The sequence below is a fragment of the Celerinatantimonas diazotrophica genome, assembly GCF_004339545.1.
In the GTDB taxonomy this organism is placed as follows: Bacteria; Pseudomonadota; Gammaproteobacteria; order Enterobacterales; family Celerinatantimonadaceae; genus Celerinatantimonas; species Celerinatantimonas diazotrophica.
Genome location: NZ_SMGD01000012.1, coordinates 551,962 through 577,021, shown reverse-complemented (window position 1 = coordinate 577,021; position 25,060 = coordinate 551,962). Strand labels below are relative to the sequence as shown.

The 25,060-nt window shown below is 43.0% G+C and carries 21 protein-coding genes; 10 read left to right on the top strand and 11 right to left on the bottom strand.

What is annotated here, in order from left to right:
• Nucleotides 1-3 precede the first annotated feature (3 nt).
• Nucleotides 4-1,335 carry a basic amino acid/polyamine antiporter gene (locus tag EV690_RS08845; protein ID WP_131912615.1) on the top strand — a complete coding sequence of 444 codons (1,332 nt, stop codon included), beginning with the start codon at nucleotides 4-6 and terminating at the stop codon, nucleotides 1,333-1,335.
• Nucleotides 1,336-1,572: 237 nt separating this feature from the next.
• Here EV690_RS08845 and EV690_RS08840 read toward each other — a convergent pair whose 3' ends face one another.
• Nucleotides 1,573-2,124: a GNAT family N-acetyltransferase gene (locus EV690_RS08840; RefSeq protein ID WP_224054920.1), complete on the bottom strand. Its 552-nt coding sequence runs from the start codon at nucleotides 2,122-2,124 to the stop codon at nucleotides 1,573-1,575.
• Nucleotides 2,125-2,288: 164 nt separating this feature from the next.
• On the bottom strand, nucleotides 2,289-2,975 hold the full coding sequence (locus EV690_RS08835) for a Crp/Fnr family transcriptional regulator (RefSeq protein ID WP_131912613.1): 687 nt from the start codon (nucleotides 2,973-2,975) through the stop codon (nucleotides 2,289-2,291).
• Between the two features lie 300 nt (nucleotides 2,976-3,275).
• On the opposite strand from EV690_RS08835, the gene deoD reads away from it, so the two are divergent.
• Together deoD and EV690_RS08825 are read left to right on the top strand one after the other, a co-directional pair.
• Nucleotides 3,276-3,989 (top strand): purine-nucleoside phosphorylase, encoded by a 714-nt coding sequence (deoD, locus tag EV690_RS08830; RefSeq protein WP_131912612.1) that lies wholly within the window; start codon nucleotides 3,276-3,278, stop codon nucleotides 3,987-3,989.
• Nucleotides 3,990-4,009: 20 nt separating this feature from the next.
• The gene (locus EV690_RS08825) at nucleotides 4,010-5,545 is read left to right on the top strand and encodes a purine-cytosine permease family protein (protein WP_131912611.1); all 1,536 of its coding nucleotides are present in this window, start codon (nucleotides 4,010-4,012) and stop codon (nucleotides 5,543-5,545) included.
• Between the two features lie 224 nt (nucleotides 5,546-5,769).
• Here EV690_RS08825 and EV690_RS08820 read toward each other — a convergent pair whose 3' ends face one another.
• Nucleotides 5,770-7,161, bottom strand: coding sequence for an aminotransferase-like domain-containing protein (locus tag EV690_RS08820; RefSeq protein ID WP_131912610.1), 1,392 nt, complete (start codon nucleotides 7,159-7,161; stop codon nucleotides 5,770-5,772).
• A 117-nt stretch (nucleotides 7,162-7,278) separates the two neighbouring features.
• Here EV690_RS08820 and EV690_RS08815 point away from each other — a divergent pair, with 117 nt between their 5' ends.
• From EV690_RS08815 to EV690_RS08805, 3 genes are all read left to right on the top strand, one after another.
• A complete protein-coding gene (locus tag EV690_RS08815; RefSeq protein ID WP_131912609.1) occupies nucleotides 7,279-8,283 on the top strand; it encodes a threonine ammonia-lyase in 1,005 nt (334 codons plus the stop codon).
• A gap of 1,237 nt (nucleotides 8,284-9,520) precedes the next feature.
• The gene (locus EV690_RS08810) at nucleotides 9,521-11,011 is read left to right on the top strand and encodes an MFS transporter (RefSeq protein ID WP_131912608.1); all 1,491 of its coding nucleotides are present in this window, start codon (nucleotides 9,521-9,523) and stop codon (nucleotides 11,009-11,011) included.
• 95 nt (nucleotides 11,012-11,106) lie between these two features.
• Complete coding sequence (locus EV690_RS08805) at nucleotides 11,107-12,807, top strand: glycoside hydrolase family 43 protein (RefSeq protein WP_131912607.1); 1,701 nt, start codon at nucleotides 11,107-11,109, stop codon at nucleotides 12,805-12,807.
• Between the two features lie 213 nt (nucleotides 12,808-13,020).
• On the opposite strand, the gene gcvP is transcribed toward EV690_RS08805, so the two are convergent.
• From gcvP to folB, 7 genes are all read right to left on the bottom strand, one after another.
• The gene (gene gcvP, locus EV690_RS08800) at nucleotides 13,021-15,888 is read right to left on the bottom strand and encodes an aminomethyl-transferring glycine dehydrogenase (RefSeq protein ID WP_131912606.1); all 2,868 of its coding nucleotides are present in this window, start codon (nucleotides 15,886-15,888) and stop codon (nucleotides 13,021-13,023) included.
• A 97-nt stretch (nucleotides 15,889-15,985) separates the two neighbouring features.
• Nucleotides 15,986-16,381, bottom strand: a complete 396-nt coding sequence (gene gcvH, locus EV690_RS08795) for a glycine cleavage system protein GcvH (protein ID WP_131912605.1) — start codon at nucleotides 16,379-16,381, stop codon at nucleotides 15,986-15,988.
• 21 nt (nucleotides 16,382-16,402) lie between these two features.
• The gene (gene gcvT, locus EV690_RS08790; protein WP_131912604.1) at nucleotides 16,403-17,491 is read right to left on the bottom strand and encodes a glycine cleavage system aminomethyltransferase GcvT; all 1,089 of its coding nucleotides are present in this window, start codon (nucleotides 17,489-17,491) and stop codon (nucleotides 16,403-16,405) included.
• Nucleotides 17,492-18,253: 762 nt separating this feature from the next.
• Complete coding sequence (locus EV690_RS08785; RefSeq protein ID WP_131912603.1) at nucleotides 18,254-18,601, bottom strand: hypothetical protein; 348 nt, start codon at nucleotides 18,599-18,601, stop codon at nucleotides 18,254-18,256.
• Nucleotides 18,602-18,767: 166 nt separating this feature from the next.
• Nucleotides 18,768-19,565: an undecaprenyl-diphosphate phosphatase gene (locus tag EV690_RS08780; RefSeq protein ID WP_131912602.1), complete on the bottom strand. Its 798-nt coding sequence runs from the start codon at nucleotides 19,563-19,565 to the stop codon at nucleotides 18,768-18,770.
• Nucleotides 19,516-20,070: a 2-amino-4-hydroxy-6-hydroxymethyldihydropteridine diphosphokinase gene (folK, locus tag EV690_RS08775; protein ID WP_131912601.1), complete on the bottom strand. Its 555-nt coding sequence runs from the start codon at nucleotides 20,068-20,070 to the stop codon at nucleotides 19,516-19,518. The genes EV690_RS08780 and folK overlap by 50 nt, the downstream gene beginning before the upstream one ends.
• Entirely contained in the window at nucleotides 20,070-20,429 is a 360-nt protein-coding gene (gene folB, locus EV690_RS08770) for a dihydroneopterin aldolase (RefSeq protein ID WP_131912600.1), read from the bottom strand. Before folB ends, folK begins: the two co-directional genes overlap by 1 nt.
• A 156-nt stretch (nucleotides 20,430-20,585) precedes the next feature.
• On the opposite strand from folB, the gene plsY reads away from it, so the two are divergent.
• A complete protein-coding gene (gene plsY, locus EV690_RS08765) occupies nucleotides 20,586-21,185 on the top strand; it encodes a glycerol-3-phosphate 1-O-acyltransferase PlsY (protein WP_131912599.1) in 600 nt (199 codons plus the stop codon).
• A gap of 54 nt (nucleotides 21,186-21,239) precedes the next feature.
• Here plsY and tsaD read toward each other — a convergent pair whose 3' ends face one another.
• Complete coding sequence (gene tsaD, locus EV690_RS08760) at nucleotides 21,240-22,253, bottom strand: tRNA (adenosine(37)-N6)-threonylcarbamoyltransferase complex transferase subunit TsaD (RefSeq protein WP_131912598.1); 1,014 nt, start codon at nucleotides 22,251-22,253, stop codon at nucleotides 21,240-21,242.
• Nucleotides 22,254-22,437: 184 nt separating this feature from the next.
• Here tsaD and rpsU point away from each other — a divergent pair, with 184 nt between their 5' ends.
• The 3 genes from rpsU (at nucleotide 22,438) to dnaG (ending at nucleotide 25,033) form a co-directional block, all read left to right on the top strand.
• On the top strand, nucleotides 22,438-22,653 hold the full coding sequence (gene rpsU / locus EV690_RS08755; protein WP_131912597.1) for a 30S ribosomal protein S21: 216 nt from the start codon (nucleotides 22,438-22,440) through the stop codon (nucleotides 22,651-22,653).
• Between the two features lie 54 nt (nucleotides 22,654-22,707).
• A complete protein-coding gene (locus EV690_RS08750; RefSeq protein ID WP_131912596.1) occupies nucleotides 22,708-23,151 on the top strand; it encodes a GatB/YqeY domain-containing protein in 444 nt (147 codons plus the stop codon).
• 97 nt (nucleotides 23,152-23,248) lie between these two features.
• Nucleotides 23,249-25,033 (top strand): DNA primase, encoded by a 1,785-nt coding sequence (gene dnaG / locus EV690_RS08745; RefSeq protein WP_131912595.1) that lies wholly within the window; start codon nucleotides 23,249-23,251, stop codon nucleotides 25,031-25,033.
• Nucleotides 25,034-25,060 lie beyond the last annotated feature (27 nt).

Sequence of the window (25,060 nt, the reverse complement as noted above, 5' to 3'; positions counted from 1 at the left end):
TTCATGTCCAAAGCGAATCGAATTGGTTTAACCGCATTAACGGCATTAGTCTTCAGCTCGATGGTCGGTAGTGGGGTTTTTAGCCTCCCGCAGAACATGGCTGAAGTCGCCGGCTTGAATGCCATGATTGTCGGCTGGACGATCACTGGCCTGGGGATCTTATTACTCGCAGGGTGTTTTCTGCATCTATCTCGATTAAAACCAACGCTCGATGGTGGCATTTATATCTATGCCAAAGAAGGTTTTGGTGATTTAGCGGGGTTTCTTTCTGCGTGGGGATATTGGCTATGCGCCACCATCGGAGTCGTGAGTTATCTGGTGGTTGCTTTTGCCGCTCTCGGGGCTTTTGTCGATACACCGGGTGCCATCATATTTGGTAAAGGAACGACTCTATATGCCTTCCTGGGAGAATCACTGATATTATGGTCAGTGTACAGCCTTATTCTTAAAGGTGTCACACAAGCCGCCTTCATAAATTTACTGGCGACACTGGCCAAGAGTATCCCACTGCTTATTTTTATTGGTGTTGTTGGTTATTCGTTTAATATCAACACATTTCATATTGATCCCCAAGGGCATAGCCTTGATCAATCCTTTATGACTCAGGTCAAAGGGACGATGTTGATTACACTCTGGGTGTTCACCGGTATTGAAGGCGCAGTCATTTTGTCTAGTCGGGCGAAAAAGCGAAAAGACATTGGACGAGCAACCTATCTTGGCGTCATCACCGCTCTGATCCTGTATGTTCTAATTTCATTACTCTCACTAGGTATCGTCCCCAGAAACGAATTAGCGACACTCTCGAACCCGTCAATGTCAGGGATAATGGCAATGCTCACTGGCTCTTGGGGTAAGGTATTACTCAGCGCAGGCCTTATTGTTTCGGTATTAGCATCGTATCTCAGTTGGATTTTGTATTCTGCTGAAGTCCCTTTTACCGCGGCTCAGTATGGGGCTTTCCCTAAGTTATTCTCAAAAGTGAATGCCAATGGAACACCGAAAAATTCACTACTACTGACCAACTTAACCGTGCAGTTCTGTCTGCTACTCGTCATGTTTACAGGCAAGGGTTACAACACGTTAGTATTAGTTTCAACTTCGATGATTTTAATTCCATACTTTTTAGTCGGTGCTTATCTATTAAAGATTACGATACAAACCCGGGCATCGCTTAAACTGAAGCTCATTGGCTTAGGGGCTAGTATTTACGGATTATGGCTGGTGTATGCTGCTGGCGTGAACACATTGCTATTGTCCGCTATTTTATATATTCCAGGTATTGCGCTGTATATATATAGCCAACGGCAACACCGTAAGCTGGCGCTCATGTCCTAACGATTGATTTGTATCGCTTTTAACTTAGCAATTCAATACAAAAGAATCGAGCAACCCAAATGATCATTCTCACCCTTCATGCGGGAATGATCATTTTAAACATCGCACTATTTAACAGCCTTCGCTTTACAGACCTCTCTAAGTTAGCTCAGACCTATCCAACAAACTTAAAAAGATCTGCTTAGTGGCAGTGCCAGCACCTCGTCTTTAGAGACGTCGTTCGGCGCATAGTGATGGTCAACGCTCAATCGCCATCGTGACCAAATCATTACCATCATCATAAAGCGTTTCATTGACTGGCGATAAGCCTAGTTTCTGCAGCAGGTTAACGGAGGCTGTATTGTCAATAACTGCAACCCCATAGACCTTAGAGAGACACGTCGTTTGCCAGGTGAAATCCAATACTGCTTTGGCTGCTTCATAAGCATATCCGAAACCTTGATACTCCGTTAAAATCCCATAGCGAATATCACTTAAACCAACGTCAGGGATGGTTTCCACACCGGCATAGCCAATTTTAACAGCGGGGTTTGCTTTTAACGAAACAATGAAAGTGCCAAATCCCCTCGCCCAATGGGCTACTCTCTTTGACAGGTAATTTTCAATATATTCAAGTGAATACGGCTTGCCGCTAGGTAGATATCGCGTAATGTCAGCTCGAGTTAGCATCTGCGTATAGATATCAATATCTTCCTCTCTGACAGGCGTGAGTATGAGTCTTTCTGTGTTGATCATCGAAACCATTTCATCCTTAGCGCTATGAACATGAACTATTTCAGAGCACGACATAAATCATTATCTTCATCTGATTTAAACACAAAATAGATGTTGCAAATAAATCAAGATAAGAGACTGTTTAAACTATTAGGGACTTCACGAAAGATGAGCGCTACAACTTTTGCTGAAAATATTGTCGCTGCGACTCACACTGACTGTGACATCAAATCATTTAATCAAGTTGATAATAGAGAATCACATCCAACGGATGAATGCTTTAATAACAATTCAAATTTATTTAAGTCGCTAATAAAATACCCATCAGAATTTTTCTGAATATAATTTTCTTCAATCAACTGAGTCATTGCACGACGATAAGTACGTTCTGAGCATCCGAATCTTTCTGCTTCGCGAAAGACTTGATTAAACTCAATTAGAGGCTTGTGTTGCTGATAGCGCTGATAAATATCCATGGCCACATTAAATACAAGCGGCTGCAGAAAGCGCTCCATAGTTCTGGCCATACCTATTTGGTAGCTTTTGGACAATAAATGGCTCAGCCAGATACCAACTTGCGCATGGCTACACAAGATATCATTCATAACTGAGATAGGAATTATCTTGACGTCTATTTGCTCATTCGCAACGACGGAGAACTGACTCGGCGTATCCGTTAAATATTCTAATTCACCAATAATGCAGTTACTTACAAACCGTTGTCCTAAGCTAAAAGCTTTACCATTATCTGCACAGTAATGCATGCTATATTCGCCAAGTGTAATCCAATACAGCGAAGAGATTGCCTCGCCTTGTTGAAGGATAAACTCATCAGCATAAAATACCTTATTTTTCAATGGCATTTCAGCTATAACATCGCACAGTATTTGGTAACCATTTTTGGCAATTTCTTGGATTTTATCCATGGAAAATTCTTCCTAAAAAAGAAGTGGGAAGTAAATTTCAACAAAGAACTTTGAAAAATACCCACACCGCATTTTATCAAGAAGTTCACCTATAAGTATTGTTTTATATAGGTTCGAAAAAAATCAAATAATATAAATTAAATCAAAAAGTTATTTACAGTTAAGCACCAACAGAAACATTATCCTTATTGGGTAAAACACATTTTTGTGAACTGCCTCTTGCATAGTCGGACATTTGCTTTTTTGTTGTGCTGTGATGGTTTGTATTTTAGGTGGCATCACTGACCAAGAGATTTGTAAATGACCCCACACATTAATGCCAAGCCTGGTGACTTTGCCGACACGGTGATTATGCCAGGAGATCCACTACGAGCGCAGTATATTGCTCAAACTTACTTATCGGATTCCATCAGAGTCTGCGATACACGCAATATGTTTGGCTTTACTGGTTGGTACCAAGAACAACGTGTCTCTGTGATGTCGCACGGCATGGGGATTCCATCTATCTCCATTTATGCTCATGAATTGATCAACGAATTTGGTGTAAAAAACCTGATTCGAGTCGGCACATGCGGCGCAGTCGATGATTCAGTCGATATCCGGAATGTGATCGTCGCTACGGGAGCTGGGACCTCATCATCTGTCAATCGTGAGCGTTTCTCAGGTTACGACTACGCGGCAGTTGCTGATTTCGATTTACTACGCTACTGCTGGCAAGCGGCGCAAAATGAGAAGATAGGCGCGCATTTTGGCAATACGTTTACCAATGACCTGTTGTATGACAAGCCAGAAGCGATGCTCCCTGCACTCAGAAAGATGCACATTCTTGCAGTTGAAATGGAAACCTCAGCACTCTATACCATTGCGGCACAATATCGAGCCAAAGCTCTCAGCATTTTAACCGCGAGTGTTCATAGTATCAGCGCAGAGCCGGTAAGCGCTGAAGAGTATGACAAGACCATGAATCAAATGATTAAACTGGCTTTGGTCACCGCAACGCTAATTGATTCTTAATTTATCAGAGGATGATTCTCATGACACAATCCCAATCTGCACCTAATTCCACATCAGGTGCCATCAAGGTCGAGTCAAACGGTGTCAATGCCGTTAGCGAGGCGGATCGCTATGGAAAACCTTCAGGACTCTTTCCAATTTGGTTTTCATGGAATGTTTCAATTTTAGGTCTGACCTATGGGATCTACGTATACTCGCTCGGGCTAAGTGTGTGGCAATCAATTTCTGCCGGAATCCTCGGTTATTTGATTTCTAGTTTTCTCGTTGGCATTTTAGCGGTTGGAGGACCACGGACTGGATTGCCCACGCTCACTCAAACCCGTTTTTGCTTTGGCTACCACGGTAATAAGTTTCCAACTTTATTTGCCTATATATCCAATATGGGGTGGAAAATTACCATCATTACCCTAGCCTCAACGACGGGTGCTTACTTGTTTGCCAAGCTTTGGCCAGCAGCATTTGCCCTAACTAATGGAAAACCAACGCTGTTCTGCATTGTCGGATGGTTCATTATTAGCCTTGCGCTCACGATGGCTGTGGCCATTTATGGACACCAGTTGATCATGAAAGTAGAAAAATACATCGCATGGATCACTGGATTTATGAGCCTTATTTTTATTGCTCTTATTTTGCCACACATCCACTGGCAGGCGCTTGGTCATGCTAAATCCGGAGATTTACTGACTTACATTGGTGGAATCGTTATGGCGATGACGATGGTCGGTCTAGGTTTCCTTAACTATGGCGGTGATTTTGCGCGTTATCTGCCACGTAAAACACCCGCATCAAAAGTAATTTTCTGGACAACCGGTGGTATTTCCCTGCCCGTTAGTATTTTGTTAGTTCTTGGCGTTTTTCTCGCTGATAGTAACTCAGCATTAAGTTCTGCGGCCGCTAGTGCGCCGATCGAAGCGCTGACAGATCTACTGCCATTTTGGTTCTATATTCCATTCTCCATCGTCATCATTATTTCATTACTTTCTGCCGCGATAACTGGCGTCTATAGCTCAGGCCTTGCCTTACTGGCATTAGGGATTCCTGCCAGCCGAGCGGTCACAACGGCCATCAATGCGTTAATTATTGGCTTTGGCGCTTTTTATCTGATGTTTATATCGAACTCGTTCTTAGCCACATTTCAATCGTTTCTCGCCTCCATTGCCGTCGTCATAGGTCCTATGGGCGCGATTCAACTCGTCGATTTTAAACGCCAGCGTGATTTGGGCTGGAATATTAACTTGGCAAATAAAGCAGGTATGGGTGGATGTAATGGGCGCTGGACCGCACTTATTTCTCTTGGTTTAGCGGCCATTATCGGTGCCGGGCTGATCACTTCAGGAGATCCATACATTGCGCACTTAGTCGGTTTTTTACTGACAGAAAATGCAAGACATAGTGTATTCGCTACCGCTAATCTTGGGGTTATCGTGTCAATGTTTGTTGGTGCAAGTATTTACTACGTTCTTACCTATGTTATGAAAATCGCTCATCCTTACAGTAATCCGAGCGATTCAAATAGTGAGATACCAGACGGGCAAGAACAATGGGTAGCAAAGTAAATTCCAATGTTTCTCAGCTAATCGATAAAACCACTGAGTTCATCTAAATGTCTTCAGTCAAACAAGTGAGCCAAGTGGCTCACTTGTTTAGAGGATGAATCGTTCGTAACCGCTTCATAATTATAATGACTACGGGAGTCATTACACGATTGGGGCGATAATTGGCGCAGTATACAATAAGCCTACTGCAGAGATTCGACACTCGTCAGCACAAATACCACCATTTACAAGGCAAAATCACACGGAGTATTTAATTTTAATAACTCTTTTAAAATTGTTAGTCCTTGCATCATTTGTTTTCTGTTACTAGGACACCCTATCGATACTCTTATTGCTGGCGTCACTGTCCCGGCTGGTAATGTGAAATTCTCCGCTGATTTTACAACGACACCTCTTTGCTCTGCGGCATGAATAAAGTCACTTAAACGCCAAGTGTCGGGTAAAGAAAGCCATATATGGAAGCCACCGTGTTGATATTTAAGCACACATCTCTGTAATATATTCAACGCTATTTGCGCTCTTTGGGCCACTTCATGCCTTATTTTATCCAAAATCCAATCTAAATTTTTTGAACAAATAAGTTCACATATAAGACCTGAGAGTAATGGACTTAGCATCCAACTATGGTCTTTTAATGTCATCTTTAAACGAGAATGTAATGCGTGAGGTGATTGTATATAACCCACTCTCAGTCCGGGAGCAAAATACTTCGAAAAAGACCCTAAATGTAATACACGTTCTGGATCTAGGTTCACCAAAGGCTCTGGTAAATTGTCAGGTAATAACCCATTAACATCATCTTCAATAATCAGAACATTATATTTTTCGCATATAGAAATTATTTCTTGTCGACGAAGTGCTGACATAGTGGATGTCGTTGGGTTTTGCAGCGTAGGGATTACATATAAAAAACGAGGTTGATAGTGCTGACATGCTGCATCCAGAGATTTGGGAATAATCCCTTCTTCATCCATTTCAACCCCTCTTAAATTAAGCTTTTTGCGTCGAGACAAGCTAAAAAGTCCAGGATAAGTTAATTTTTCGGTTAAAATGGTATCCCCTACATCCGTGAAGGCATCAAAAACCATTTGTATCCCGTGTTGTACTCCTGAGGTAAACAGGAGTCTATCTGGGTCTATCTTGCGGCCATGATCCTGCAACCATTGAGCAACAATTTTACGATGAGATTCAATACCTTCAGGTTTTTGATAAGCTAAAAATTCATTAAGAGGAATCGAAGATTCCGACAAAACCTGCATCGCTTTTTTTACTTTGTCACTTTGTCCAACGGAGGGCGGCATATTATATCCAAAATTACATATTTTAATTTGCTCAGCCGTACTATGTTGAAATTCCCAATATACTTTCTTTTTATCAACAACATAAGTTCCAGATCCGACTCTAGCTTCAACTAAACCTCGTCGTTCTGCCTCTGCATAAGCTCGAGTAATTGTCCCGACGGTTACTTGTAACTTATCGGCTAATGCCCGGTGTGTTGGTAATTTTTCATTTGGTTTTAATAATCCCTCCTCAATCTGAACCGATAATTGATCAGCAACCTGTTTGTAAATTGCTCTTGAATCATTCTTTGATATTCCCATCTTTAAAATTGTCATGGTGACAATAAACCTTTTGTTCATATATCGATCTACTGATACCATCAAAACACATTTTTAAAAGAATTATCAACTAATTTTCAATTATTGTACCGATACAATTTAAAGGTTCTTGCTATGGAAAGTTTAAAACATTACCCAATATCACTGCTTGAAACGTTAAAAGCAAGATCAACAATATCTCAATATTTTTCACCATCGCCATTAATTCGATATGAAAATCTAAGTCGATATCTAAACTGCAATATATCTATTAAACACGAAAATCATAACCCGACAGGCAGTTTTAAAATTCGTGGGGGAATCAATATCATGTCTCATATAAAACGCCGCCAAATCAAAGGCGTGGTTACTTTTTCCACTGGAAGTCATGGACTCTCTGTGGGGACATCAGCAAAATTATTTAATATTCCATCAGTGATTGTCGTGCCTAACAATACCAATCCCGCCAAAATACAACTAATTAAAGATACGGGGGCCGATGTGATTGAAGCAGGAAATAACTTTGACGAAGCCGCTCAAGTTGTAGCAAGGCTCAATGAAGAAAGAGGATATTACTATGTTCATCCAGCCAATGAACCGTTACTTATCAACGGTGTCGGCACCGAATTTCTAGAGATAATTGAAAAGTTACCTGATATTGACGCAATCATTCTTCCTTTAGGTGGAGGCAGTGAAGTCGCCGCCGCTATCACAACGATGAAAGCCTTAAAGCCAGAAATTGAAATTTATGCCGTTCAAGCTCAGGCATCCAATGCAGCCTATTTTTCATGGAAAACCAAAGCGATTTGTACACGTGCTAATAAAACATTTGCGGGTGGATTTGCAACCGGTTCCGCATATGAAACCACATTTAATATTTATAAAAACACCCTAACCGACTTCATTTTACTTGAGGAAGAAGAAATACTTCGGGGAATTGCTTTAGCGGCGCATTACACACATAACATGGTCGAAGGTGCTGGGAGTTCAACTCTTATGGCAGCCTGGAAATTAAAAGAACGTTTAGCGGGGAAAAATGTTGTGTTGCAATTTAGTGGTGCGAACGCTTCTTATACTGAAATCCAAAAGGCTTACCATTTATCGGCTCTAGAAACGGGTGAATTTAGCGAAAGTACCTAGGGACTGTTGATCTTTTGTGATTAGTTTTGCAGAAATCTGAGAGGGATTTAGGCAAGGCAAACGTTGTGCCGTGTAGTTATTCTCCACAAAGAACGTTTAACGCTGGATCAATTCCTCTCAGATACTGCCCTTGGGGTTCATTTAAACGCATCCTGAACTTTGTTGCCCCCTGCTTGCTTAACTCATTAAGCGACACAGGGGGCGCCGCGTTCAAAATGCGTTTAATTTGAACAAAATTCAACCACCAAAGGTCAACAGTCCCTAATAACGGATCCTAATTATGCCCCACTTTCAGTAAGCCATGACATCTTTGTCTCGGTCTTTGATATGGAGTGTCGGCGTTTTGCGCAACACAATCCCAAGCTTGGGCAGACATCGACCTATTATTGATTACGGGATCAGCGTCCTATTTAAAAGATAAAGATATCTTCAACATCTAAAATAAATTGATGATAAAAGCATATATCTAACATCCGAATAGATTAATCACCCCATATAGTCCACTGAACTTTTATATATATCCGAAACGATCATCAATTAATATAATTGATTGTTTTTAATTAGCATAACTATCAACCTGACAAATCGGATTTAAATAATAATCACCCAATTTAAGTATAGTAGTTCGGGTCTATAAGCTAAAAAATGAGAGTCATTTAAAACTAACCATCATCAATAATTATTTATATAATAAATAGGTCTTTCACTTTATATAAACATATATTCTAATTTTTTAGAAAAAAACGGCAAACCAGTTCATAATCAAAAAAATTAACACCTATGATTTATAAAATTTTGCGCTAGATAACCATATAAATTAAATTTTTTGATCTACCTCTAAAAAACGAAAAATAATAAATAGATCACCAAAAATCGTAATTATTAAATTTAGGATTAACACTTCATAATTGAAATGACTCATGAGTCACATAAACAAAATATCATAAATCGTAAATCATATTATGTAATTTGAATCTTACGAATAGTTACTAAACTCAAACTGTGATTGGGTTTTATTCCCTACTCTATCCTCTCAGCAAAAAGCAGAGATAGCGTTCCTGTAATGTTAAAAAATTTACCAGTCGTATGTGGGGAGGAAGACCCAAGTATTTTATCGAATAGGATATCCCTATGACTACGTCTTGATTTTCATGTTGCATTATATTGGCCGTTAATGGCGGCATGATAAATATCATCAAGTAAATACCTATACTACTTATACGAGGGAGCTCATCTAATGAGTACATCAGTAGAAATCCAGCAAGAAATTGAGATAGATGAGTATCACCAACTTAGCCTATGGGAGAGAATGTCCTATGGTTTTGGTGATTTTGCTAACAACTTAACCTTTGGGACTGTAGGCGGGTTTCTAGCACTTTATATGACAACCGTAAATGCCGTCGGAACCCTAACGGCTGGTTTCATTTTCCTATTTGTGCGAATCGTCAATGTATTTTGGGATCCAGCAGTCGGAACCTTCGTCGATAAACGAACGTCCAAAGCTGGGAAGTATCGCCCTTGGATTTTACGTGCCGGGGTTCCTCTGATGATTTTCTCTCTATTGATGTTCGCCCCCCTACCATTTACCAAAGCGAATGTTCCTTTTGCATTTATCACTTATCTATTAATGGATTTAATCTATTCAGTGGTCAACATTCCTTATGGATCACTCAATGCATCCCTAACGCGTGACCCAGAATCGGTCGATAAACTGACGACCACTCGTATGATGCTAGCAAATATGGCGAACCTCCTCGTTTATACGCTATTCCCTATGTTTGTGCAGATGGCATCACCTAAAGATAAGCACCTGCAAGATACTGGTTTTTTTGGTTTAAAACTCAATTTAGGGACATATACTGACCCATCCGCTCAGCACGCTTGGTTTTCAGTTTATCTGATCTATGCCATTTTAGGTGGGATTGCATTCTTCCTTTGCTACTATTTTACCAAAGAACGGGTTGTGGCAACGAAAGAGCAATCCGCTCAAGTCAGAACGATGGATTTGTTTAGCGAACTAAGACATAACCGTCCACTACTGATTTTAGGCCTATTTTTCATGCTGTCATTCACCTTTATGTTCTTTATGAATACCGTGAATGGCTATTTCAATCAATATGTTGTCGGTAAATCAAACTGGATGGGCGCGATAGGGCTCATTGCTTCAATTCCAGGCATTGTCTTTCCTGTTTTCTGGCCTATGCTGAAAAGATTTTTTGGTAAAAAAGGCTTCTTCCACTTCTTCCTCGGAATGTTTATTGTGGGTGAACTACTGACATGGGCATGGTCACTTGATGGTATGCACGATGCACTGTGGCTAGCCTATCTATCAACCTTCCTTAAACAATGGGGATTAACCTCTGCAACTGGGTTTATGTGGGCGCTCGTGCCTGAAGTTGTCTCATATGGTGAACTTCAATCAGGTAAACGTAATGCCGGTATTATCAATGCCCTGATGGGAATATTCTTTAAAATTGGCTTCACATTAGGAGGCGCTATTCCCCTTTGGTTCCTCGCTGCATATGGTTTCAATGAACATTCGACCACACAACACGCAGACGCTATTTTTGGTATTAACGTCACCGCAATTTGGATTCCTATCATCCTTGCATTTATATCGATGATTATTATGCATATATACCCCATTTCTGATGCAGACATCAAAGATATTAATAAGAAATTAGATGCTAAACGAGCACACATAAAAGCCGAAGAAGCGACATTGTAGCTTCTATATCACTCGATTTACGTCTTTAACGTAAATCGAGTGATTCGACAATATCTACTCAAGATTTAACTCATTTTTAGAAAGGTCGTTATAATATGTCAAAAATTCAAAACCCAATTCTTCCTGGCTTTAATGCCGACCCAAGTATCATTCGAGTAGATGATACCTATTATATCGCCAACTCCACCTTCGAATGGTTTCCAGGTGTCCGCCTACACGCTTCTAAGGATTTAGAACACTGGAATTTATTACCCAGCCCACTATCAACCTCAACATTACTGGATATGAGAGGCAACGTTTCATCAGGGGGGATTTGGGCGCCAGACTTATCATATGCAGATGGAAAATTTTGGCTCGTATATACCGATGTCAAAGTGACTGAAGGTGCATTTAAAGATATGACCAACTATTTGACTACCGCCACTGATATTAACGGTCCTTGGAGTGACCCCATTAAACTCAATGGAGTTGGATTTGATGCATCACTGTTCCATGACGACGATGGCCGTAAATACTTAGCTCAACAGACATGGGATCATCGTGAATATAATCATCCCTTTGATGGTATCACTCTGACAGAATTTGATACTCAGACGATGAAATTACGTCCGCAAACAGCACGCACCATTTATAATGGTACCCCAGTTAAATTACCAGAAGGCCCACATATCTATAAAGAAAACGGTTACTACTATCTATTTATCGCTCAAGGCGGAACCGTTTTTGCGCACCAAGAAGTGGTGGCTCGCTCCAAAACGCTGGATGCATTATCATTTGAGACCGCTCCTGGAGAACCATTCATTACCAATTTTGATACCCCCGATCATTATTTACAAAAACAAGGACATGGTAGTCTAGTCTCGACACCGTCAGGCGAATGGTATTATGCATCCTTAGTCGCTCGGCCTTGGAATCATCATAATGAGTCCAGCCGAGATCCCCGAGGTTGGTGTACTTTAGGCCGTGAAACATCGATCCAAAAAGTCTACTGGGACGAATCAGGTTGGCCTCGAGTTGAAGGTGGCCATGGAGGGAAAACCTTTGTTGATGCGCCTAAAGATGCGATCCCCACAGAGGCCCCGGCAGATCATAGCCAAGCAGATGACTTTACAACACCAACGCTGGATCTCAACTGGAATACGTTACGAGTTCCATTTACCGAAGCAATGGGCCGCACCGGAAACAGTAAACTCACGCTAGTCGGTCAGGGTTCTCTAGCTAATACACACGACCTTTCACTCGTTGCTCGCCGTTGGCAAGCGTTCTATTTTGATGCAACAGTCCGAGTCAAATTCAATCCATTCAGCTATCAACAAATGGCGGGCTTAACCAACTATTACAACGATAGTCATTGGAGCTTTGCTTTTGTAACTTGGAATGAAATCAATGGCCATGTGATAGAAGTTAGCGAAAACAATCGAGGGAACTACACCTCATATTTAAAAAATGACGCTATTAAAATTCCTGAGGGAACGGAATATGTGTGGCTACGCACCAAAGTACGTAAAGAAAGTTACACCTATGAATATAGCTTTGATGGTAAAAATTTTGTTGAAATTCCTGTCACGCTGGATGCGGCTATTCTTTCAGATGACTATATCTTACAAAGTTACGGTGGCTTCTTCACTGGGGCTTTCGTTGGACTTGCTGCAGTTGACTACTCAGGCTATGAGCTTGAAGCCGAATTTAGCCAATTCAAGTATGAAGAACTAGGCGATCATCTACTCGCAGATAATACGTATGGGTTCAAAGCGAGTGAATCAAGATTTGGGGATGCCCCAGAGAACAATATGTAATACTCTGGCAGTGGCAAATATAGGTTCAAAATAACCTTAGGCCATCTGTGTATAAACAGGTTGTATCTGACGCCACATGGCAGTTATAGAGCGATTTCATTCACAAATCTATTATGCATAAAAAAAGCGAACCATACGGTTCGCTTTTCCATAATGTGTTCTCACAGATCGTATAAATATATTCACAAATTAAATTGTGACATAACACCCATCTTAATCCTTGTATGCATCCATTGGCAAACAGGAGCAAAATAGATTCCGATCACCATAGACATCATCGATACGATTCACAGCTGGCCAGAATTTATTAGCGCGAACCGCCAGTGATGGATAAGCCGCTATATCGCGCGAATATGGATGCGTCCAATCATCTTCGATTAAATCATCTAATGTATGTGGCGCATTGATCAGTGGATTATCTTCACTTGGCCAAATGCCTGTGCTGACCTGTTCAGCTTCCTGACGGATGGCGATCATCGCTTCAATGAAACGATCCAGTTCCGCTTTAGACTCACTTTCAGTCGGTTCAACCATCAATGTTCCTGCCACGGGGAAACTCATCGTTGGCGCATGAAATCCATAGTCATTTAAACGTTTAGCAATATCTAGCTCGCTAATACCACTTTGCTCTTTCAATGGCCGCAAGTCGATTATACATTCATGTGCCACGCGACCATTATTACCCGTATATAAAATTGGATAATGCTCGCTAAGCGATTTAGCAATGTAGTTCGCATTTAAAATCGCAACTTCACTGGCACGGCGCAGTCCTTTAGAGCCGAGCATCGCAATGTACATCCATGAAATGGGTAAAATAGAAGCACTCCCAAATGGTGCCGCTGCAACAGCGCGCTGGGTTGACTCTCCTTTGACCACATTATGGCCAGGAACAAAAGGCGCCAAATGCGCTTTAACGCCGATCGGTCCCATTCCCGGGCCGCCGCCACCATGAGGAATGGCAAAGGTTTTATGTAGGTTCAGATGTGATACATCCGCCCCAATAAAGCCTGGCGAAGTGAGCCCAACCTGAGCGTTCATGTTGGCACCATCTAAATAAACCTGCCCACCAAACTGATGGATAATCTCACAGATCTCACGAATACTCTGTTCGTAAACACCATGGGTCGAAGGATAAGTCACCATAATGCACGAAAGCTGTTCGGCATGTTCTTGTGCTTTGTGCCGAAGATCATCAATATCGATGTTTCCAGCCTTGTCGCACTCCACCACGACCACTTTTAAACCCGCCATATGCGCAGACGCAGGGTTGGTGCCATGAGCTGAGCTTGGGATTAAGCAAATATTTCGCTGGGCTTGGTTGATACTTGCCTGATAATGGCGAATGGCCAAGAGTCCCGCATATTCACCCTGAGCGCCCGAATTGGGCTGCATACAAACGGCATCGTAACCAGTAATATCCACCAGCCATTGTTCTAACTGGGTTAGCAACTGCTGATAGCCCGCTGCTTGTTCCTTAGGACAAAATGGATGCAGGTTAGCAAATTCAGGCCAAGTAATGGGGATCATCTCTGCCGTTGCATTGAGTTTCATCGTGCAAGAACCTAGCGCGATCATCGAGTGATTCAGCGCCAAATCGCGTCCTTCTAAACGACGGATATAACGTAACACTTCGGTTTCACTACGATACTGATGAAAGACTGGGTGCGTTAAAATCGCTGAAGCCCGCAGTAACGGCTCGGCGATGTTCGGCTGGCTGCGCACTTGCTCATCAAGGGTATCCACCGTAATCGTCTCACTGGGACCAAATAAAACGGCTAGCAAAATGGCTAAATCAGCTGGTGTTGTCGTTTCATCAAGGCTCACTGCGACCGCATTATCTAAATCACTACGGACATTAATCTGAGCGTCTTGGGCACGCAACAATACCTGTGCTTTATCAATCCCATCAAGCGTCACGGTATCAAAAAACTGATCATAACGAACATTCACGCCATGAGCTTTCGCCGCAGCTGCGACAATAACCGCCATCCGGTGGATCCGCTGAGCCATCGTTTTCAGCCCATGAGGGCCATGAAATACCGCATAAAACGATGCAATATTGGCCAATAGCACCTGAGCAGTACAAATGTTGGAGTTGGCTTTCTCCCGGCGAATATGTTGCTCACGGGTCTGCAGCGCCATCCGCAGCGCCGGTTTACCACGGCGATCTTTAGAGATACCGATGATCCGTCCCGGCGTTGAGCGTTTATAAGCATCACGAGTAGCAAAAAAAGCAGCATGCGGGCCACCATAACCCATCGGCACACCAAACCGCTGTGTAGACCCCAACACTACATCGGCGCCCATTTCTCCCGGTGCTTTTAACAACACCAGCGACATGAGATCCGCAGCAACACAGGCAATCCCTTTACGCGCATGAATCATCTCAATCAGCGGTGTTAAGTCACGAACTTGCCCGGTTGTTCCCGGATATTGTAACAACGCGCCGAACACATCTAACTCACCGAGCTGTTCAGGCTCGCCAATGATGGTTTCAAAACCAAAGAACTCAGCACGCTGACAAACCACATCGATGGTTTGCGGATGAGTATCGTTGGCAATAAAAAATAGATTGGATTTTTTATTTTTACTGACGCGTTTAGCCATTGCCATCGCTTCAGCAGCTGCGGTCGCTTCATCCAGCAACGACGCATTGGCCAGCTCCATACCCGTCAAATCCATGGTCATCTGCTGAAAATTTAACAGCGCTTCCAGACGACCCTGAGCAATTTCTGGCTGATAAGGCGTATAAGCCGTATACCAACCCGGGTTTTCTAGCACGTTACGCAATATTACGTTAGGAGTATGTGTACCGTAATAGCCCATACCGATATAAGAGCGATAAACTTTATTCTCTTGGGCAAGTGCTTTGAGCTCACTTAAAGCCTGCTCTTCTGTTTTACTGGCACCAATAGTTAGTGGCTTGGTAAGACGAATATCTTCTGGCACCGTTTCGTGAATCAACTGCTCCAGCGAGTCGAGTGATAATGCCTTAAGCATTTCATTTTGCTCCTGCTCACCGGGGCCCACGTGACGACGGATAAAATCCTCTGTTTGGGTCAGTTCGTGTAACGCCAACATGACAAATTCCTGCAAGTTTGCTTAATTTGGGGGGGATTATCATTTCGATAATGAGACACGCCCCGACACTAGTGCCAGGGCGCGTAAATCTGGTTGCTTATTCCTCTTCTTCTTCAAGAGTATCCTGATACTCATCAGCACTTAGCAACTGTTCGTATTCTTCGCCATCAGATGCTTTAACCTGGAATAACCAGCCATCACCGTATGGGTCTGAGTTTAATAGCTCTGGGCTATCTTCAAGCTCTTCGTTAATCGCCACAACCGTGCCGCTTAACGGTGAATAAATGTCCGATGCCGCTTTGACTGACTCAGCTACTGCACAGTCATCGCCACCGGCCACTTCATCATCCACATCAGGTAAGTCAACGAAAACCATATCTCCCAATAATTCCTGAGCATGGTCGCTAATACCAATGGTGTAAACACCGTCACCTTCTTTACGAACCCACTCATGCGAAGTAGTAAATTTTAAATCACTCGGGATGTCACTCATTAGATATTCCTTTAAAAATTGTCAGCAAACCTGTTTGCCATTACGCACAAACACAGGTGGAACCACCTTAACTTTAATGGCTTTTTTACGCATTTGCACAACACAACTGTCTTGAACTTCTGTGCTCACACGAGCCAATGCAATACTTACGCCTAATGTTGGCGAAAAACTACCAGAGGTAATCACACCGACACTTTCTGAACCTTCCTCAAGCAGCACTTCTTGCCCTTGGCGCATCACCCCTTTTTGTTCCATGACTAAGCCAACGAGCTTGTCGGTGCCCTGCTCTTTCTGCGCGGCTAACGCCTGACGGCCAATAAAATCGCGATCTTGCGGTTCCCAGGCAATGGTCCAGCCCATATTGGCTGCCAGAGGTGAAACGTTCTCGTCCATATCCTGACCATATAAATTCATGCCCGCTTCAAGACGCAATGTATCTCGCGCACCTAAACCGCATGGGGCAACACCGACATCGAGTAACTGCTGCCAAAGTTGTGGCGCCTGATCTTCATGCACGACAATTTCATAGCCAGCTTCACCGGTATATCCGGTAGTAGCAATGAACAGTTCACCCACTTGTTGCCCAAAAAATGGCTTCATGCCCTCTAACTGGGCACTCTGTTCAGCAGATAATAGTTGCTGGGTGATCGCTATGGCATTAGGGCCCTGCACTGCTATCATCGCCAGCTCGGGACGCTCCGTCACATTGACATCGAATGCTGCACTTTGCTGGTTCAACCATGCAAGATCTTTATCATGAGTGGCCGAATTGACGACCATGCGGTAGTGAGTTTCGCTAAAAAAGTAGGTAATGAGATCATCAATGACTCCCGCCTCGGGAGTTAACATTGCGCTATAAAGTGCTTTACCTGGTGTTTTAAGTCGCCCAACATTATTAGCGAGTAGTTTCTGTAAAAACGCCTGAGCCTGTGGCCCTTCAATATCCACAATCGTCATATGCGAGACGTCAAACATTCCCACATCGCGTCTAACACTATGGTGTTCTTCAATCTGAGAGCCGTAATGGATAGGCATGAGCCAACCATGAAAATCGACCATTTTGGCACCAGAGCGAAGATGCTGCTCATACAGCACAGTCTGTTTTACCATGTTGTTTTCCCTTGCTTGATATGTTCACCGTATCTAAATTGGGGGCAGAGACGGTGAATGAATGAACTGATTATAAACATGGAGCTAAGCTACAGAAAAGCACTAAACCCCAAATTTAAATAATCATTCACTAAATTCAACCTACTGACAACCTAATCAAGGGAATAGAGAAAAAACATAAATATAGCCCTATAAATCTAAAAAAATCATACAATTTTTTAAAATTAAACATATTTCACCAAAAAGTAAACTTAAAACAGATAATCTATTCACAGACTTATGCTTCTTTAGGATTAGTTTTACTTATCTGAATGGGTAGTGAAATTAGAATAAATCATACCCATCGCATTTATCTCGGCTTAAAACTGCATCCGCATTAAAATTAGCAAGGAAGCTATCACTTAGCTCATCACAGCCTTCGCTTCCCTCTAGATATATTGATAACTGGATAAAAAATCAGACTTTTTGATTCGCTAATCAGACTAGGCTCGCACTATCATCAAGATAATACTGTTAGAAGTTGTCAGGAAAGCGTGCAAGAGGAAGATTGAGATACCGATGAGCAACAGAACAGGCCATTGCACAACAACTGATTGATGATGTCAGAACCGATAAACGCTCTCACACCCACCATTAACTATGAAAATATAATACGAAAGAATTAAAAAATAATAATACTATCTAGTTACTTTTAATGATTTAGAGTAAAAAGCCATATCATGAGATATGGCATTAAATTCACTTTAGATGATAAAACTAGAGTTATTTAAATAACCCGGTTTTGATAGCCACAGGAGAATTAGACATAGAATATTGGAAGACGACATCTTTTTTGAACATAACTATTAATTGTTTCTTAGTTCCAGAAGAAGAAGACCCAAATAGATTAACAATAGGAATATAATTGACCGCATCTCCTGATACATCAGCTAAATCATATTCCCAAATCATATTCCCTTTGTCAGTGAAAGAAGTTTTAGCTGGATCACCAAACATCGCACGAACTTGATTTTTAGTCGTTACACCTTTAGTGATCTTCGATTGAATAGTCGCTGGGGTTTCATTCTTGAGTGATTGGTTTCCAGATGAAGCACAACCCGTTAAAATCAATAAAAGGAATAAAAATCAGCGTTTAATTTAACGTATTTTCTTCAAAAAACAATTAAAAAAGAGTATACAAATAACGATTCAATCATCGCTTTATATACTCTATTGAATGGATTCACTGAGAATAAAATTATCTCAATATTATATCAGCCGCTGACAAGTTCACTTATTAGACAACAAACCAAACCAACATCACGCCTAATAGTAACCGATAGATCACAAATGGCAGCATGCCGATTTGCGTGATCCATTTTAAGAAGAAATAGATGCACGCCAACGCACTGGCAAACGATAAGATAAAACCGAGTCCTAACTGATGCCACGGCATAGTCACGGACGAATGAGACACTTCAACCCCTAGCAGTGTCCCCGCGCCAATAATAATCGGAATCGACAATAAAAAAGAGAAACGAGCGGCGGCTTCACGGGTATATCCCAACTGCCGAGCAGCTGTCATTGTAATTCCAGAGCGAGACGTACCCGGGATCACAGCAATGGCTTGAGCAATGCCAATATATAGAGCATGTTTAAAGCCCATATGTGAGTTATCATAGCGTTGTGGGGCTTGCAGATCGACCCACCCTAACAACAGCCCAAAAATCAGAGTTGTCGTGGCTATCACACCCGCTGAGCGGGTATAGGTTTCAATCCAATCACTACAAAGACCACCAAATACCACAGCGGGAATAGTGGCCAGAATAATTAACCAAGCAAGCTTACTATCACCACTGTGTTGTTTCTTAAACACGGAGGCCAACCAAGCCCCCGCTAACCGATAGATGTCACGGCGAAAATAGACCAAAACCGCCAATAACGTCCCCAGATGAACCGTCACATCAAAGACAGGCCCCTGATCAGGCCAGCCAAATAACTGCGATGGTAGAATTAAATGAGCGGAACTAGAAATAGGTAAAAATTCAGTAAGCCCCTGAATAAGGGAAAGAAAGATGACGTGCATTGTAGTCATAAAAATTACTCAGATTGGTCAAAAAACTATCGTCTATGCGAGTTAAAGGGATAGCATCCACGGCCAATTGTTGCCACATTTGCACCAATGAGAGCCCCGTTTGCGGATGAATAAACTCACCAGCGATCTCTGCCAGAGGACGTAGAACAAACGCATTGAAACAGATTTCAGGGCGCGGTAAACAATACGGAGACTCACAAACAACTCGATCATAAAGTAAAATATCAATATCGAGCGTACGTGACGAGCATTTTTTCGCATTTTGCGGCCGACCGCAACGATACTCTATCTCGCGTAATTTCAGGCCAAGATCGGCCAATTCAAGAGTCGTATTAAAACCTGCGACTAAATTATAAAAGTCCGGACCATTAAAACCGACCGCTTCAGAGCGATAAATAGCTGAGCGGGTGAGCGAGCCAACCAGCTGCTCAATGAACTCCAGACCGAACGCCAGCGAGTATTCTCGGTTTAGGTTACTGCCAATACCTATATATACTCGCGCCATTATGCGCCGCTCCACTCCCGCACAATTTTCACACCTACGCAACCGGCATTAGCAACCGCTTTAGGTTTACGCACAGTCACTTCGACACGTGCAGCTGCAAATTGATTTAAGATCAGTTGTGCAACTTCCTCGGCAACCGTTTCTATCAGTTCATAGGGCTGGCCCTGAACCAATTGAGTCACCGCCTCACTTACTCCTGCGTAATTTAAAGCGTGACGGAGATCATCTTCTGCAGCAGCCAGTCGATTATCCCAATCCATGGTCAAATCTAAAACTAACTGCTGTTTTATTTCTTTTTCCCAATCATATACGCCAATTGTGGTCAAAATAGACAGGTTCTCAATAAAAACTTTATCCATTAATGTCAAACCTACTTGATGTTCACCATAGCGTAGCGCGGATAAACCACGTATGATTACCTACTAGGTGAGCGCGTTGAAGAATGTAATTAAGTGGGCGATGATAGCTCAAATCGCTTAACTTAGGAATCAGTGAATGCAACTGGATTGGTTAAGATGGGAATTATCGGATTTATATTTATTATTGGGGCCTATCTAATCGGGTCGATCTCTAGTGCGGTGCTCATTAGCCGTTTATTCCATTTGCCTGACCCTCGTCATAGTGGTTCTGAAAACCCAGGTGCAACCAATGTCTATCGCCTCGGTGGACGCTTTCCCGCTGTATTAGTCCTGTTACTCGATATACTCAAAGGGGTCATTCCAGTTTGGGGAGGGTATTTTGCCGGCCTCCCGCCCATTATCTTAGGAGGCGTTGCAATAGCGGTCTGCTTTGGCCACATGTTTCCAATATTTTTTCATTTTGAAGGGGGTAAAGGCGTTGCTACCGCATTTGGCGCAGTATTACCCATTGGTCTTGATTTAGGTGGATTACTCATTGTAACTTGGCTCATCGTGCTGTTAGTGACAGGTTATTCATCGGCAGCTGCACTGCTCACCGTATTGCTCGCACCACTGTTCACGTGGCTGATTAAACCCGAATATACCCTACCTGTATCGATGTTGGCCTGTTTGATTATCTTACGCCATCACAGCAATATCTTAAGGCTGTGGAATCAAACCGAATCCAAAATCGTCAATCGCCGCGAAAAAAAATAAGTCACGTCGCAACGTGACTTATCTGAGTCACCATGGCTTTAAGCGCTTTTCGATTTATAAGGGTGCAAGCTGATCTAACGGCCAACGAGGCTTTGCACTAATCGCCAACGACTGTGTTTGCCCCGCTTTAAAACGCTGCATTCCCGCATATGCGATCATTGCACCGTTATCGGTACAAAATTCAGTACGCGGATAAAACACCTCGCCCCCGCGTTTTTGCATCATGTCACCTAATTCAGTGCGTAATCGTTTGTTCGCACTCACACCACCTGCAATCACCAACCGCTTAAAACCAGTCTCATCAAGCGCCCGACGACATTTAATAATCAGCGTATCAACCACTGCTTGCTCAAACGCCAGTGCTATATCGCAGCGCGTTTGTTCATCATTGCCATTAGCAGCGATCGTATTAGCCGCAAACGTTTTCAGCCCAGAAAAACTCATATCGAGCCCGGGACGATCCGTCATTGGTCGCGGAAACTGAAAGCGTCCAGCGCTACCAGCCTCAGCCAATTTCGACAAACGCGGTCCACCAGGATAATCAAGGCCCATTAATTTAGCGGTTTTATCAAACGCTTCGCCAGCGGCATCATCAATGGATTCACCCATAATTTGATATTGACCAATCGCATCAACGCGTACAATCAATGTATGGCCACCGGAGACCAGCAGCGCTAAAAAAGGAAATTCTGGAGCCGGAACTTCTAACATGGGCGCTAGCAAATGCCCTTCCATATGATGCACCCCAACGGCAGGTTTATCCCATGCCATTGCCAGAGCGCGGGCCGTTGTCGCCCCGACTAATAAAGCCCCAACCAGACCAGGCCCCGCAGTATAGGCGATTGCATCAATGTCATCTTTAGTTGAATCGGCATCCTTAAGTGCCTGTTCAATTAAAGGGATGACTTTACGAATGTGATCGCGAGAAGCCAGCTCAGGAACCACCCCACCGTAATCTGCATGTAATTTGATCTGAGAGTAGAGTTGGTGAGATAATAACCCACTGAGGTCGTCATAAATAGCGATACCAGTTTCGTCACAAGAGGTCTCGATACCGAGAACGCGCATGTTTTTAGCTCCGAGTGCTCCAAGATGGGCGCCTAGTTTACTCGTCTTATCGCACAGAAACCAGATTCAAGTGAAATTGAGCTTTACAAGCGCCCCCCCTTTTGATTAAAATTTCGCACCATTTTTAAACAGTCAGGCTGAAATAACTCAGCCATTAACGAATAACCCCTGAGGTGATCGGCATATGCCAGTAGTTAAAGTACGTGAAAACGAACCATTTGACGTAGCACTGCGTCGCTTTAAACGCTCTTGCGAAAAAGCAGGTATTCTTTCTGAAGTTCGTCGTCGTGAATTTTATGAAAAACCAACTGCTGCTCGCAAACGTGCAAAAGCTGCTGCGGTTAAACGTCATGCGAAAAAATTGGCTCGTGAAAACGCACGCCGCGTTCGTCTGTACTAATCGATTTATTTGGATTAAGTTAGTTAGACAATTCACAAATGAGTTTAAAAGAAAATGTCCCTGAAAGTTCAATTGCAAAACGCTCAGAAGGACGCACTGCGAGCTAAAAATAAAGCTCGCTTAAGTACGTTGCGTATGGTCATGGCTGAAATAAAACAGCTTGAAGTTGATGAACGCATTGAAGTTAGCGATGACCGAATTATTGCCATTATCACCAAAATGGTGAAACAGCGTCAGGATGCTGCCAAGCAGTATCAAGATGCAGGTCGAGAAGACCTGGCAGAGCATGAACTAGCAGAAATTCCTGTTTTACAGGAATTCTTACCGCAGCAGCTTAGTAACGAAGAGATTGACCAGTTCATTACACAGGCAATCGCTCAAGTTGGAGCCAGCGGTATGGGAGACATGGGCAAGGTAATGGGCGTGTTAAAACCACAAGTCCAAGGCCGCGCCGACATGGGAGCTATCAGCGGGCTTGTCCGAAGTAAATTAAACTGATTATTCTCCTGTGATTTTCGGACAAGCCGCCCACTCAGTTGAGTGGGCGGCTTGTCTGTTTCTGTCTAAGCAGTATCTTAAGCAAAGCTGAGGGTGTATGGCTGGTCGGATTTCGCAGCAATTTATTGATGATCTGTTAGCTCGGGTAGATATCGTCAGTTTAATTGACCAGCGCGTTCATTTAAAAAAAGCCGGCAAAAATTATCAGGCTTGTTGTCCGTTTCATAACGAAAAAACGCCCTCTTTTACGGTCAGCCCTGACAAGCAGTTTTACCACTGTTTTGGCTGTGGCGCGCACGGTAATGCAATCGGCTTTTTAATGGAGTACGAGCGCTTTGAATTTGTTGAAGCAGTCGAAGAACTCGCCGCCATACTCGGCCTCGAAGTAGAACGAGAAGAAACTGGCCATGGTCACACCAACAGCTCATATCAAAATCAGGCTAACAGCCGTGACCTGTATGAACTGATGGCACAGGTTAATCGTTTTTACCAGTATCAACTGCGTCATAATCCACGCAAAGAGATGGTCATCAATTACCTCAAAGGCCGAGGCTTAAGCGGAGAGATCGTCAAAGAGTTCGGAATTGGCTACTCTCCTGATGAATGGGATAGTGTTGCCAAACAATTTGGTCGAAGTCAAAGTACCAGCGAGCAATTACTCCGTTGTGGCATGCTGATTGAAAACGACAAGAAACATCGCTATGACCGATTTCGGGATCGATTGATGTTCCCAATTCGGGATCGCCGAGGTCGTTTTATCGGCTTTGGGGGACGTGTTTTAGGAGAAGGCACCCCCAAATATTTAAATTCTCCAGAAACGGACATTTTTCATAAAGGTCGAGAGTTATATGGCTTTTATGAAGTCAGGCAAAAACATAAAAACATTGACCAAATCTTAGTAGTTGAAGGCTATATGGATGTAGTCTCACTGGCGCAGTTTGGCGTTGATTACGCCGTTGCCAGTCTCGGGACGTCGACAACCTCAGAACAGCTCCAGATGCTGTTTAGAGCCACTAGTCGCATCATCTGCTGCTACGACGGTGATCGGGCCGGACGAGATGCGGCTTGGCGAGCATTACTCAATGCCCTACCTCAACTGCGAGATGGCATCGAAATGCAGTTTATGTTTTTACCCGATGGCGAAGACCCTGACACCTTAGTGCGGCAAATTGGCAAAGAGGGCTTTGAGCAGCGCCTGGAACAAGCGCAGCCATTGTCAGAGTTTATGTTTAGCAAACTCTCGCATGAGATAGACACACGCACCGATGCCGGTAAAAGCCGCTTGGCCAGTGAAGCTCGAGGACTGATTAAGCAAGTTCAGGCAGGGTTTTATCAGGATATGTTAAAAACCACACTGGCCCATTGGCTGCGCTGGGATGAACAACGTATTGAACGCTTTTTTTCCGAGTCCAGAACAACGCGTAAAACAACAGCGCCGAGCGTAAAGCTGACACCTATGCGCAGAGCCATTGCAATTATACTACAATATCCGCAGGCCGCCCTAAGCGCGCCGGATATGCACTTTTTAACCGCACTACCGCTTAGAGGCAGTGAATTATTAGTTGAACTGATTCAGCAGATTCAGCAAAAAACAGATATAACCACAGCACAGTTGCTAGAACGATGGCGAGATAGACCTGAGGCAGCCGCATTAAATAAAATAGCCAGTTTTGATCTGGAAGGCGACGAGCTCATCGGTATTAATGGCTATACTCAAGAACTAAACGACATTCTCGCCAGTTTTGTCGAACAGCTTCTGCAACAGCGCTATGACCAGTTGCTACAGAAATCGCAGCAGCCCGGCGTTCATTTAACCCGCAAGGAGAAATTAGAAATGTCGAAATTAGTGCTTGAATTGAAGCAAGATGGTAAGCCAGGATGATGAATATTTTTTCATCGATTTGACTTG

Bases quoted from the DNA above. Each gene is read 5' to 3' on its own strand.
- gcvH (WP_131912605.1), bottom strand. From the start codon at position 16,381: ATGAGTGACATCCCGAGTGATTTAAAATTTACTACTTCGCATGAGTGG.
- EV690_RS08750 (WP_131912596.1), top strand. From the start codon at position 22,708: ATGTCCCTGAAAGTTCAATTGCAAAACGCTCAGAAGGACGCACTGCGA.
- EV690_RS08810 (WP_131912608.1), top strand. From the start codon at position 9,521: ATGAGTACATCAGTAGAAATCCAGCAAGAAATTGAGATAGATGAGTAT.
- tsaD (WP_131912598.1), bottom strand. From the start codon at position 22,253: ATGCGCGTTCTCGGTATCGAGACCTCTTGTGACGAAACTGGTATCGCT.
- EV690_RS08815 (WP_131912609.1), top strand. From the start codon at position 7,279: ATGGAAAGTTTAAAACATTACCCAATATCACTGCTTGAAACGTTAAAA.
- deoD (WP_131912612.1), top strand. From the start codon at position 3,276: ATGACCCCACACATTAATGCCAAGCCTGGTGACTTTGCCGACACGGTG.
- EV690_RS08840 (WP_224054920.1), bottom strand. From the start codon at position 2,124: ATGTCGTGCTCTGAAATAGTTCATGTTCATAGCGCTAAGGATGAAATG.
- folB (WP_131912600.1), bottom strand. From the start codon at position 20,429: ATGGATAAAGTTTTTATTGAGAACCTGTCTATTTTGACCACAATTGGC.
- EV690_RS08820 (WP_131912610.1), bottom strand. From the start codon at position 7,161: ATGACAATTTTAAAGATGGGAATATCAAAGAATGATTCAAGAGCAATT.
- EV690_RS08835 (WP_131912613.1), bottom strand. From the start codon at position 2,975: ATGGATAAAATCCAAGAAATTGCCAAAAATGGTTACCAAATACTGTGC.
- gcvT (WP_131912604.1), bottom strand. From the start codon at position 17,491: ATGGTAAAACAGACTGTGCTGTATGAGCAGCATCTTCGCTCTGGTGCC.
- EV690_RS08845 (WP_131912615.1), top strand. From the start codon at position 4: ATGTCCAAAGCGAATCGAATTGGTTTAACCGCATTAACGGCATTAGTC.
- dnaG (WP_131912595.1), top strand. From the start codon at position 23,249: ATGGCTGGTCGGATTTCGCAGCAATTTATTGATGATCTGTTAGCTCGG.
- EV690_RS08780 (WP_131912602.1), bottom strand. From the start codon at position 19,565: ATGACTACAATGCACGTCATCTTTCTTTCCCTTATTCAGGGGCTTACT.
- folK (WP_131912601.1), bottom strand. From the start codon at position 20,070: ATGGCGCGAGTATATATAGGTATTGGCAGTAACCTAAACCGAGAATAC.
- rpsU (WP_131912597.1), top strand. From the start codon at position 22,438: ATGCCAGTAGTTAAAGTACGTGAAAACGAACCATTTGACGTAGCACTG.
- EV690_RS08825 (WP_131912611.1), top strand. From the start codon at position 4,010: ATGACACAATCCCAATCTGCACCTAATTCCACATCAGGTGCCATCAAG.
- plsY (WP_131912599.1), top strand. From the start codon at position 20,586: ATGGGAATTATCGGATTTATATTTATTATTGGGGCCTATCTAATCGGG.
- gcvP (WP_131912606.1), bottom strand. From the start codon at position 15,888: ATGTTGGCGTTACACGAACTGACCCAAACAGAGGATTTTATCCGTCGT.
- EV690_RS08805 (WP_131912607.1), top strand. From the start codon at position 11,107: ATGTCAAAAATTCAAAACCCAATTCTTCCTGGCTTTAATGCCGACCCA.